Source organism: Flavobacterium daejeonense DSM 17708, from assembly GCF_000425425.1.
GTDB classification, from domain to species: domain Bacteria; phylum Bacteroidota; class Bacteroidia; order Flavobacteriales; family Flavobacteriaceae; genus Flavobacterium; species Flavobacterium daejeonense.
The window spans coordinates 1-12,492 of the sequence record NZ_AUDK01000020.1 but is presented as its reverse complement, the minus strand read 5'-3'; the positions used below and the strand labels follow the sequence as shown (position 1 = coordinate 12,492).

The following is a 12,492-nucleotide window of genomic DNA, read 5'->3' as shown; positions in this document are numbered from 1 at the left end:
TAATTCACGTTATTATCCTTAGATTTGGTAAATTATTAAGTGTAAAGATTTATTTCAAATTATTATGTCAAAAACAGCTATATTAGAGATTGATGGCCAGAAGTATGAGTTTCCTATTTTTAAAGGAAGTGAAAACGAAGAAGCCATCAACATTAACAAATTAAGAGATTTAACCGGAGCGATTACAATTGATCCGGGATTTAAAAATTCAGGTTCTTGTACTAGTGGAATTACTTTTTTAGATGGAGAACAGGGAATTTTGCGTTACAGAGGTTACGCAATTGAAGACTTAGCTGACCAGGCTAACTTTTTAGAAGTTTCTTATCTTTTGATTTTTGGTGAATTACCTACAGCTGCTCAGTTAGAACAATTTGAAACAGATATCAGAAAGCATAGCTTAGTAAATGAGGAGATGAAAGGAATTATCGACGGATTCCCTAAAACGGCTCACCCAATGGGAGTTTTGGCAGCTTTAACAAGTGCTTTAACTGCTTTTAATCCTAAATCGGTAAATGTAGAGAATGAAAAAGAATTGTACCAGGCCGTTTGTAAAACGATGGGGAAATTCTTGGTAATCGCTACCTGGACTTACAGAAAAAGCATGGGGTATCCTTTAAATTATTATGATAATACAAAAGGATATGTGGAAAACTTCATGAGATTAATGTTCCAAATTCCAACAGAGCCATATAAAGTAAGTCAAACAGTAATTGATGCTTTGGATAAATTATTTATTCTTCATGCTGATCACGAACAAAACTGTTCAACTTCTACAGTAAGAATGGTAGGTTCTTCTCATGCCGGTTTATTCGCTTCTATTTCTGCAGGAGTTTCTGCTTTGTGGGGACCTTTACATGGTGGAGCGAATCAGGCTGTATTAGAAATGTTAGAAGAAATTCACAAAAACGGAGGTGATACAGATAAATATTTGGCGAAAGCAAAAGATAAAAACGATCCGTTCCGTTTAATGGGGTTCGGACACCGCGTTTACAAAAACTTTGATCCTCGTGCAAAAATTATCAAAAAAGCGGCTAATGAAGTGTTAGGAACGTTAGGTGTTGATGATCCGATTTTGGACATTGCTAAAAAATTAGAAGCAGCAGCTTTAGAAGACGAGTATTTCAAGGCAAGAAACTTATATCCAAACGTAGATTTCTATTCCGGAATTATTTACAGAGCTTTAGGTATTCCTACAGACATGTTTACTGTAATGTTTGCTATCGGTAGATTACCGGGATGGATTGCTCAATGGAAAGAGATGCGTGAAAATAAAGAACCTATCGGAAGACCAAGACAGGTTTATACAGGTGCTCCTTTAAGAGAATTTAAAAGACCTTAATAATAAAAATAATAAATCGAAGAAGCTTCACTGAAAAGTGGAGCTTTTTTTATCTTTGGAAAAAGCAATGATATGAAACAATTAAGTAATTCGGTTTTAATGGTGCGTCCGGTGGCTTTTCGAATGAATGAGCAAACAACGGAAAATAATCATTTTCAGAAAGAATTAAAGGGAATGTTACCTTCGGCGATAAATGCTAAAGCGCAGCAGGAATTTGATAGTTTTGTTGCCAAACTTCGTGCAGTGGGAGTGCAGGTTTTTGTGGTTGAGGATACTTTAGAAACCGATACGCCGGATAGTATTTTTCCAAACAATTGGATTTCTTTTCATGAAAACGGGGATGTGGTTTTGTATCCTATGTTTGCTGAAAATCGCAGAAATGAACGAAGAGAAGATGTTTTAGACTTTTTAGAGGAAAAAGGTTTTGTGATTGAAAATGTAGTCGATTTTTCCTCGGCTGAAGAAGAAGGTTTGTTTCTTGAAGGAACCGGTAGTTTGGTTTTAGACAGGGCTAATTCGAAAGCGTATTGTGCTTTATCGCCAAGAGCTGATGAGGAATTGTTTATCGAATTTTGTGAAGATTTTGATTGTGCGCCTGTTGTTTTTGAAGCTTTTCATACGGTTGACGGCAAAAAGGAACTGGTTTATCATACCAATGTGATGATGAGTATTGGAGAGGATTTTGCGGTAATTTGTGCGGATATGATTGTCGATAAAAAAGAACGCAAAATGGTTTTGGATAGTTTGAGAGCCGATAACAAAGATATTGTATTGATTACCGAATCTCAGGTGAATAATTTTGCCGGGAATATGTTGCAGCTTTTAGGTGCTGATAAAAAATATACCGTAATGAGTGAAGCTGCCCGCAAAGTATTAACCGTGAAACAAATAACGCAGTTGGAGCAATATGGGGAAATATTGAGCTCAGATTTAGATACAATTGAAGCCTGTGGAGGCGGAAGTGCCCGCTGTATGTTGGCGGAGATTTTTTTACCCAGAGCTTAAATGTCATTTATTGAATAAAAATAAATTCAATGGAAAATAAAAAAACTTTAGTATTAGGTGCTTCAATCCACTCTTTTAGGTATTCTTATATGGCGATTCATTCGCTTGTTGAAAAAGGACATACTGTAATTGCTATTGGCAGAGATCAGGGAGATGTAGCCGGCGTTAAGATTCAAAATAAAAAAAAACCTTTGGAAGAAGATATTGATACCGTTACGATGTATTTGAATCCGAGGAATCAACGTGATTATTATAATTATATTATAGAAGTAAAGCCAAAGCGTGTTATTTTTAATCCGGGAAGCGAAAATCCGGAGTTTTATCCACTTTTGGAATCGCATCAAATTAAAGTAGAAGAAGCCTGCACCTTGGTTTTATTGGCAACTAATCAATATTAGTTTTTAAAGAAAGTATTAAAAGTCATTTTTGTTCAGAAAATGACTTTTTTGTTTTTTAGAAATTAATAATAAACCGATCAATGTGATTAGTCCGTTGACAAGGATGAGTTCGTTGTCAAAAGTATAGCCGAATAAGAACTTTTTCGAATTTTCACTAACGAAATAAGTTATTGCTGGAGCGGTAAAGCAAATTATCGGAACGTATTTGTCTATTACCGTTTTTGATTTGTACAAAAGTCCAAAACCATATAATCCCAAAAGTGGTCCGTAAGTATAAGAAGCGACTTTGAAAATCATTCCTACTACAGAGCTATCGTTAATCGCATTAAAAATGATAATAACGAGAAACATCAGGGATGAAAAGCCAAGATGGATGCGGTGTCTGGTTCGGATGATGTTGGGTTTGTTTGCCTTTTCGGTTTTGTCCATGCCTAAGAAATCTACGCAAAAAGAAGTCGTTAAGGCGGTTAAAGCCGAATCGGTTGTGGCAAAAGTGGCAGCGGTGAGTCCCAGTAAGAAAACAATGGAAGGAATTAAATCTAAATGGTGAAAGGCGATTTCGGGAAAAAGTAAATCGGTTCTGGGTTTTCCTGTGATGAAATCTTTTGGGATTTCGATGCCGTTTTTGACAGCAAAAATATAGAGCAACGCACCAACACTCAAGAAAAAAAGGTTGATAATGACAAAGATTCCGGTAAAAGTAAACATGTTTTTTTGTGCTTCGCGAATGTTAACACAGCTCAGGTTTTTTTGCATCAAATCCTGGTCGAGTCCCACCATTGCGATTGTTACAAAAATGCCGCCCAATATTTGCTTGACAAAATGAAATTTTGAAGTAACAAAGTGATCCAGAAAGAAAATTTGAGAATAATTGCTGTTTTTTACTTCGTTAAAAGCCTGAAAAATACTCAGGTTGAGTTTTTGGCAAATGAAATAAATCGTTAGTAAAACAGCGCTGACCAAAAAAAAAGTTTGTAAAGTATCGGTAATGATAATGGTTTTTAAGCCGCCCCGATAGGTATAGGTAAAAATTAAAGCTAATGCAATAAGTACGGTAACGGCAAAAGGGATTTGATAATAATCAAACACAAAGCGTTGCAGCACAATCACGACCAGATATAATCGGAAGGCGGAACCAATGGTTCGGCTAATCAGAAAAATAGAAGCCGCAGTTTTATAGGAATAAGGTCCTAAACGATGTTCGATGAATCCGTAAATTGAAGTAAGATTCATTCGGTAATATAAAGGCAAAAGTACTTTGGCGACGATAATAAAACCGATGGCATTCCCCAAAACAAACTGAAAGTATTTAAACTGTTCGCCGTTGGGGGAACCTACTTCTCCCGGAACGGAAATAAAAGTGACTCCGGATAAGGCGGTGCCAATCATTCCAAAAGCAACCAGATACCATTTGGCATTTTTGTTTGCTTTAAAAAAAGCATCATTATTTGTATTGTTTTTGCTGCTGAAATGGGCGATGGTAAACAATATTCCGAAGTAAATAATAATGAGCAAAAGAATGTTGGCAGGCGTCATTGGGCTATATTTGTTCTGACTAAAATACAATTTTTTAGCCAAGGAGCGACCGGCTTCTTTTATGATTTAAAAAAGCGACGGATTTTTGAATAATCCATTGTTTCAAGTTACAAATCATTACATTTGCAACTATGGAATTTTCTTCAAAATTATTAGAAAAAGCAGTTAATGAAATTTCGCAATTGCCCGGAATAGGCAAGCGTACCGCTTTGCGATTAGTGTTGCATTTGCTCAAACAGCCAAAAGAGCAAACCGGTTTTTTAACGCAGGCATTGACAGCGATGCGTGAGGAGATTAAATTTTGCGAAAGCTGTCATAATATTTCGGATACGGCTGTTTGTGAAATTTGTAGTAATACTAATAGGAACCATCAGATAGTTTGTGTGGTTGAGGACATTCGTGACGTAATGGCTATCGAAAATACGGGGCAGTTTAAAGGGGTTTATCATGTTTTGGGTGGGAAAATTTCGCCGATTGACGGTGTAGGTCCCAGTCAGCTTAAGATTGCAACTTTGGTAGAAAAAGTCAAATCAGGTAAGCTGACCGAAGTGATTTTTGCGTTGAGTTCGACGATGGAAGGCGATACCACGAATTTTTATATTTATAAACAAATTGCTGATTCAGGGATTGTGATTTCTACCATTGCCCGAGGAATTGCGGTAGGTGACGAACTGGAATATGCTGACGAGGTGACTTTAGGAAGAAGTATTTTACAGCGTTTGCCTTTTGAAAAGGCAATTAAAAATAATTAATTTGGGTTCAACAAGTCTTTTAATATCGTAAACGAAAAGCTATATTTGTTATCTAAAAGAATAAAATGGGTAAATATCTATTGGGTTTGTGGCTAAGTGTGAGTCTGTTGTTGTCTTCCTGTATTTCAACAAGAGACTTGGTTTATTTGCAAAATAAAAATGAAACTACCGCTGAAACAACTATTTCGGAAGTGGTGTCTAAACCGTATCGCTTGCAAACTAATGATGTGCTGAGTATTAGTATCAAAGCCAATGACCCAAAATTGGTGGAGATTTTCAGTACTACTAATCAGGGAGATGCTGCAAAATCGGAAGCGGCTTTGTATTTTAACGGCTTTACCGTAGATGATCACGGGAATATTCGGATGCCTGTTTTGGGAGAATTAAACGTTATCGGTTATACGCTGGATGAAGTGAGACAGCGAATTGAGAAACAATTGCTGGAGGAATATTTTAGAAAAGAAGCCAATATTTTTGTCATCGTAAAACTGGCCGGTTTTCGTTACACAATTAATGGAGAAGTAGGAAGTACAGGAACCAAAACCCTTTTTCAGGAACATGTAAATATTCTGGAAGCAGTTGCTAATGCCGGAGACATCACACTTTTGGGGAATCGAAAGGCGGTGAGTATCATTAGGAAAACACCAACAGGAAGCGAAATACATGATATCGATTTGACGGATAGCAACGTGATGAATTCGCCTTATTTTTACCTGCAGCCTAATGATTATATTTATGTAAAACCCCTCAGACAAAAAACATGGGGAACCGGAAAAACCGGAATCGAATCTTTGGGTACGATATTGACTTTGATATCCTTAGGAACAACAGTTTTGTTATTGTTAAAAAGATAAAATACATTTCTAAAAAATGTTAGATATAAAAGACTTTTCCATTTTTGATAACCAGCTTAGTTTTGATTTCAAAGGCTTATTGCTAAAGATATTGAGCTATTGGAAATGGTTTTTGCTGAGTTTAATGATTGCTTTAATCATTGCGTATCAGGTAAATATTCGAAAAGAGAAAATTTACCAAATGGAAACTTTAATTTCGGTTAAGGAAGAAAGTAATCCGTTGTTTACGTCTAATACCAGTTTGACTTTTAACTGGGGAGGTGTTTCCGACCAGATGCAGACAATTTCTACGACTTTGCAATCCCGTTCACATAACGAATTGGTTGTTGATAAATTAGAATTTTACATTGACTATCTGGAGCAGCAAAAATACAATATGGTCGATGCTTACGGAGCCATTCCGTTTTATGTCGAAATTGATAAAAACAAAGATCAGCTGTCCGGAAACCTGATTGGGATTACTTTTTTAAGTGAATCTAAATATCAAATTAAAATTCCTTTTCAGGGAAATTCGGCTTCTTTGGTTCGTTATGCAGATAATTCTTATGGTAATACAGCGGTTGAAAGTGGCGATTTTATAAAAACTTATCAGGTAGGTGAAGCTGTGAATTTACCTTTTTTGCATTGGCGATTGTTTATAAAAGAGAATCCTGGTTTTTATAAGGGCAAAGAATATTTTGTACGCTTTAATAATTTTGACGGTGTTGTGGGACGTTACCGCGGAATTGATGTGAATCCGGATGAAAAAGGCGCTTCGATTCTTACTTTACGATTACAGGGAACCAACAAAGCCCGAATGGTGGAATATCTCAATGCGACGGTGAATATGTTAATCAAAAGACAATTGGATAACAAGAATAAATTTGCTACCAATACGATTGCTTTTATTGACAGCACTTTGGTCGCGATGGAAGCCCAATTGAAAACGACCGGAGATGAATTAAAATCATTTAAAAAGACAAATGATGTTTACAATCTGGAAGACGGCGGTGCAAAATTTTCGGATAAAATTTTGCAGTATGATGTAGAAAAAGATGCTATTGCCAGAAAATTGTCTTATTACAATTCACTTAAGGCTTATTTAAAAAATAGTGTCGATTATTCAAAACTTCCGGCGCCATCTGTGGCCGGAATTGACGATCCGAATATTGTGGCTAATATTTCTAAACTCATTGCGCTTTCAACCCAACGTTCAGAAATGGCTTATGCGGTTAAGAGTGATAAGATTTTCAGGGAATTTGACAGCCAGATGGAGGCGGTTAAAAGTGTTTTGCTGGAAAATATTATTACTGCCAAAGCAGCGCTACAGTTTGATTTGAATTTGGTAAACAGCAAAATCCATCAGGCTGAGGGGAATATCAAACGCTTGCCGGATGACCAGCAGGAGTTGATTAAAATTAAGCGAAAATACGATTTAAGCGATAATATTTACAGCACTTTTTTGCAAAAAAGAAGTGAAGCAGATATTGTAAAAGCGGCTAATTTGTCGGATATTCATTTTATTGATCCGGCTAAAGATGTGGGCGGTGGTTTGATTGGTCCTAAAACTTCGGTTAATTATGTGTTGGCTATTTTTCTGGGGCTTACACTTCCTTTGGTGTTTGTTTTTATGCTCTTTTTTATCAATAATTCAATCCAGAATGCCGAAGATGTGAGCAAGCAAACGCAGATTCCTGTGATTGGGGTTGTAGGTGTGTATAAGGATAAAGGCGAATTGGCGGTTTTTGAAAAACCTAAATCGGCTTTGTCTGAATCGTTTCGGGCTATTCGTTCTTCTTTACAGTTTTTGTATAAAAAGCAACATGTTGAAGGCGGAAAAACCCTGATGATTACCTCTTCCATCAGTGGGGAAGGGAAAACCTTTTGTTCGATAAATATAGCTACTGTTTTTGCTTTAAGCGAAAAGAAAACCGTGATTGTCGGTTTGGATTTGCGAAAACCTAAATTAGCTGAAGAATTCAATTTGTCCAATGATGTTGGGGTGGTGAATTATTTGATAAAGCAAAAAAATCTAAAAGAAATTACCAATTCTACTCCGATTCCTTATCTGGATGTGATTCTTTCAGGGCCTGTACCGCCAAATCCGTCGGAGTTAATTATTGGTGAAGTTATGGCGGATTTAATGAACGAATTGAAAAAAGAATACGATTATATTATTTTGGATACGCCGCCGGTTGGTTTGGTTTCTGATTCCTTGGAATTAGGACAATATGCCGATGTGACGTTGTATATAGTTAGACAAAATATCACTAAGAAAGGCATGATTCCGTTATTGAATAACAGGGTAAAACGCGGAGAAATGAAAAATGTGAGTATTATTCTGAACGGTTTTGAAAACAAAGCCAAATACGGTTCGGCTTACGGCTATGGTTACGGTTACGGAGATTATTCTAATGGTTATCATGAAGAGGAAAAACCAAAAGGGGTTATTCAAAAAATATGGAGAAAGATTAGGAAAGTATAGTTTTTTATTAATCTCAATAGTATAGGGAATTTTTGTTGCACGAATGGTTCTCAATACTCCCGAAACTTCGGGATTTAGAAAAAGCTGTTTGCATTTTCCGAAAGTTTACTCGAACTGACGTATGGGTATTCGTGTAATTCTTGTGTCGTCACTTCGAGTAGCGAAGCGTATCGAGAAGCTTTGTTTCCAGAATAGTTCTCGATACCAATTTTCAGAAAAAGCTGTTTGCATTTTTTGAAAATTTACTCGAACTGACGTATGGGGTGTTCTTGTAATTTTTGTTTCGTCACTTCGAGTAGCGAAGCGTATCGAGAAGGTTTGTTTCCAGAATAGTTCTCGATACCAATTTTCAGAAAAAGCTGTTTGCATTTTCTAAAAATTTACTCAAACTGACGGTTAGTGGTTTGGTGTCTGCTGCGTCACTTCGAGTGTTTTATGTAGTGAAACGGAATAAAACGTATCGAGAAGGTTTTGTCACATAACGGTTCTCGATACTTCGAAACAATTTTCTGTTGCAAATTGTTTCTCAACTCGAACTGACGGTTTATAGTTTTGTGTCTGTTTCATCACTTCGAGTGTTTTTGGTTTGAAAGAGTTGAATTTAAAAAGGCTTTTGCATAAGGATAAGTTTTTGTAGTTCTGATGGTTCTTGATTTGAACAGATGGTTTTACAATCTTTTAAATAAGGGTTTAGTTGTATTTTAAATAAATAATGAGAGAAATAACCAATTATATTATTTTAATAACAGGAGGAGCCGGTTTTATTGGCTCTAATTTGTGTGAGTATTTTTTAGACAAAGGAAACAAAGTGATTTGTCTGGATAATTTTGCGACAGGACATCGTCACAATTTGAAAAATTTTATAGATAATCCTGATTTTACTTTGATCGAAGGAGATATTCGAAATTTGGAGGATTGTCAAAAAGCAGTTCAGGGCGTTGATTATGTCTTGCATCAGGCAGCTCTGGGTTCGGTGCCGCGCTCTATTAAAGATCCTGTTACGACGAATGAGGTCAATGTTTCGGGCTTTTTGAATATGCTTCAGGCTGCTACCGAAGCTAAAGTGAAGCGTTTTGTGTATGCTGCTAGTTCTTCTACTTACGGGGATTCCGTTGGTTTGCCAAAAGTGGAAGAGGTTATTGGGAAACCTTTGTCTCCTTATGCGATTACCAAATATGTTAACGAATTGTATGCCGAGATTTTCAGTAAAACTTACGGAATAGAAACAATAGGTTTACGTTATTTTAATGTTTTTGGCAGAAAACAGGATCCAAAAGGAGCTTATGCGGCGGTAATTCCTAAATTTGTCATGCAATTAATGCAACATGAAAGGATCACGATAAACGGAGACGGAAATCATTCCCGTGATTTTACCTATATCGATAATGTGATTCAAATGAACGAATTGGCGATAGCCACGGATAATCAAAAAGCGGTTAATACGGTTTACAATACGGCTTATGGCGATCGCAATACGCTGAATGATTTGGTGGGCTATTTAAAAGAATATTTAAGTAAATATGATTCAAAAATTGCTGCTGTGGAAGTGATTCATGGTCCTGATCGAGCCGGAGATATTCCGCATTCCTTAGCCAGTATTGATAAAGCAAAAGAATTATTAGGCTATAATCCAAAATACTCTTTGCAGGAAGGGTTGAAGATAGCGGTGGATTGGTATTGGGAGAATTTGAGATAGAGTTGCGAGTTGTCGGTTCTCAGTTGTGAGTTGTGAGTTTACAGTTTGAAAATCAATATTATTATTAAACTTAGAAGCAGGTGAAAAGTTATAAAGATTTAGATATTTATACCATTTGGAATGGAGTTGTTTTATAAAACTCATACTTTGTCACTGCAATTGCCAAAATATGAATTGTATGAGTTGGGAAGTCAGATTAGAAGGTCTTCCGATTCTGTTGTGACAAATATAGTAGAAGGATATGGGCGTAGAAGGTATAAAAATGATTTTATAAAGTTTTTAGTTTATTCACATGCGAGTAATCTGGAAACACTAAATCATATTGAAAAAATAATCAATTTGTATCCAAATTTGTCTGAAGAAATGAAATTACTTTATGAAAAGTATGATTTATTGGGTGCGAAAATTTTTTCTTTTTTGAAGTACATAGAAGAACATTGGAAAATATAAATATGTTGTCTGTTGTCAGTTAGTAGATAACCGACAACCGATAACTGATAACAGAAAACAAAATAAATGAAAGTTACAAAAATTTGTTGCATTGGAGCGGGCTATGTGGGAGGTCCAACCATGGCAATTATTGCACAAAAATGTCCACAGATACAGGTTACGGTAGTAGATTTGAATGCAGAAAGAATTGCAGCCTGGAATGATGAAGATGTGAATAATATTCCGATTTATGAGCCGGGACTTTCGGAAATTGTGAAAGAAGCCAGAGGGCGCAATTTGTTTTTTTCAACTGAGGTAGATGCAGCTATTGACGCTGCGGATATGATTTTTATCTCGGTGAATACGCCAACGAAAACCTATGGTAAAGGAAAAGGAATGGCGGCCGATTTAAAATATATTGAATTATGTGCCCGACAAATTGCACGGGTTTCCAAGAGCAATAAAATTGTAGTGGAGAAATCAACTTTGCCGGTACGTACGGCAGAAGCGATAAAAAGTATTTTGGATAATACCGGAAACGGAGTGAAATTCCAAATTCTTTCGAATCCCGAGTTTTTGGCTGAAGGCACAGCCGTTCAGGATTTGTTACAGCCGGATCGAATTTTAATTGGAGGGGATACTACTGAAGAAGGACAAAAAGCCATTCAGGCTTTGGTGGAAGTGTATGCCAATTGGGTTCCGGAAAATAAAATTTTAACGACTAATGTTTGGTCTTCTGAATTGTCAAAATTGACCGCTAATGCTTTTTTAGCCCAAAGAATTTCTTCTATAAACGCCATGTCAGAGCTTTGTGAAAAAACGGGTGCCGATGTGAATGAGGTGGCCAGAGCCATTGGTATGGACAGCCGAATTGGTCCTAAATTCCTGAAAGCTTCGGTGGGATTTGGAGGTTCCTGTTTCCAAAAAGACATTTTGAATTTAGTTTATATCGCTAAATCTTATGGTTTACACGAAGTAGCGGATTATTGGGAACAGGTGATTATTATGAACGACCATCAAAAGAGACGTTTTTCAGGGAATATCGTGAAAACGCTTTACAATACCGTTTCCGATAAAAAAATAGCCTTTTTGGGTTGGGCGTTTAAAAAAGATACTAATGATACCCGGGAGTCGGCAGCGATTTATGTGGCGGATGATTTAATTAATGAGAATGCCACTTTAGCGATTTATGATCCGAAGGTATCTCATAAAAAAGTGCTGGCCGATTTGGATTATTTGGAAACAAGAGCGACATCGGTTAATGCGGAGCGGGTACAATCTTTCGGGAATCCGTATCAGGCCTGTGAAGGAGCACATGCTGTTGCGGTGCTTACCGAATGGGATGAATTTGTGACTTACGACTGGCAAAAAATATATGAGGCGATGCAAAAACCGGCCTTCGTTTTTGATGGAAGGAATATTTTAGATAAAACAAGCTTAGAAAAAATAGGGTTTGTGTATCAGGCGATTGGTTCTTAGAGTTTTTGGTTGTGAGTTGTAAGGCTCAGTTTGTCGAATCCCTTTTTGTACAGTTTAAGATTTGATGGTGTTATTTCGTCACTTCGAGTGTTTTGGCTTGACGTTTTTTCTTTGAAATTAGAATTTGCATAAGCGAGAAGTTTTTATTGCAGAATAGTTCCCGATACTTCGAAACAATTTTCTGCTGCAAATTGTTTCTCAACCCGAACTGACGTATGGGTGTTCGTGTAATTCTTGTGTCGTCACTTCGAGTGTTTTATGTAGTGAAACGGAATAAAACGTATCGAGAAGCTTTGTTTTCAGAATAGTTCTCGATATAAATTTTCAGAAAAAGCTGTTCACATTTTCTGAAAATCCACTCGAACTGACGGGAAGAACAGAATTTTAAAGGAGATAATATGAAGCTTTCGTATGTTTATATTTTAAGGTGTTCAGACGGTACTTATTATACCGGAGTAACAACTAATTTAGAGAATAGGATATTTAAGCATAATACAGGATTTTATCCGGAATGTTATACCTTTAAAAGAAGGCCTTTAG

General features: G+C 36.6%; 11 protein-coding genes. 10 read left to right on the top strand and 1 reads right to left on the bottom strand.

Going from position 1 to position 12,492, the window contains the following annotated elements:
* Positions 1-64: 64 nt before the first annotated feature.
* From H599_RS0113520 to H599_RS0113510, 3 genes are all read left to right on the top strand, one after another.
* Positions 65-1,339: a citrate synthase gene (locus H599_RS0113520; protein WP_026714623.1), complete on the top strand. Its 1,275-nt coding sequence runs from the start codon at positions 65-67 to the stop codon at positions 1,337-1,339.
* A 72-nt stretch (positions 1,340-1,411) separates the two neighbouring features.
* Positions 1,412-2,344, top strand: coding sequence for a citrulline utilization hydrolase CtlX (gene ctlX / locus H599_RS0113515; protein WP_026714622.1), 933 nt, complete (start codon positions 1,412-1,414; stop codon positions 2,342-2,344).
* A gap of 29 nt (positions 2,345-2,373) precedes the next feature.
* Positions 2,374-2,742 (top strand): CoA-binding protein, encoded by a 369-nt coding sequence (locus H599_RS0113510; RefSeq protein WP_026714621.1) that lies wholly within the window; start codon positions 2,374-2,376, stop codon positions 2,740-2,742.
* Positions 2,743-2,757: 15 nt separating this feature from the next.
* Here H599_RS0113510 and H599_RS0113505 read toward each other — a convergent pair whose 3' ends face one another.
* Complete coding sequence (locus H599_RS0113505) at positions 2,758-4,278, bottom strand: sodium:solute symporter (RefSeq protein WP_026714620.1); 1,521 nt, start codon at positions 4,276-4,278, stop codon at positions 2,758-2,760.
* Between the two features lie 131 nt (positions 4,279-4,409).
* Here H599_RS0113505 and recR point away from each other — a divergent pair, with 131 nt between their 5' ends.
* From recR to H599_RS20605, 7 genes are all read left to right on the top strand, one after another.
* A complete protein-coding gene (gene recR / locus H599_RS0113500; protein ID WP_026714619.1) occupies positions 4,410-5,030 on the top strand; it encodes a recombination mediator RecR in 621 nt (206 codons plus the stop codon).
* Positions 5,031-5,095: 65 nt separating this feature from the next.
* The gene (locus H599_RS0113495) at positions 5,096-5,884 is read left to right on the top strand and encodes a polysaccharide biosynthesis/export family protein (protein ID WP_026714618.1); all 789 of its coding nucleotides are present in this window, start codon (positions 5,096-5,098) and stop codon (positions 5,882-5,884) included.
* A gap of 16 nt (positions 5,885-5,900) precedes the next feature.
* Positions 5,901-8,348, top strand: a complete 2,448-nt coding sequence (locus tag H599_RS0113490) for a polysaccharide biosynthesis tyrosine autokinase (RefSeq protein ID WP_026714617.1) — start codon at positions 5,901-5,903, stop codon at positions 8,346-8,348.
* A gap of 712 nt (positions 8,349-9,060) precedes the next feature.
* The gene (locus tag H599_RS0113480) at positions 9,061-10,044 is read left to right on the top strand and encodes an SDR family oxidoreductase (protein WP_026714615.1); all 984 of its coding nucleotides are present in this window, start codon (positions 9,061-9,063) and stop codon (positions 10,042-10,044) included.
* Positions 10,045-10,191: 147 nt separating this feature from the next.
* Complete coding sequence (locus H599_RS19800) at positions 10,192-10,494, top strand: four helix bundle protein (protein WP_245600524.1); 303 nt, start codon at positions 10,192-10,194, stop codon at positions 10,492-10,494.
* Between the two features lie 66 nt (positions 10,495-10,560).
* Positions 10,561-11,952 carry a UDP-glucose 6-dehydrogenase gene (locus H599_RS0113470; protein ID WP_026714614.1) on the top strand — a complete coding sequence of 464 codons (1,392 nt, stop codon included), beginning with the start codon at positions 10,561-10,563 and terminating at the stop codon, positions 11,950-11,952.
* A 398-nt stretch (positions 11,953-12,350) separates the two neighbouring features.
* On the top strand, positions 12,351-12,492 hold a 142-nt coding region (locus tag H599_RS20605; protein ID WP_162174264.1), incomplete at its 3' end, for a GIY-YIG nuclease family protein.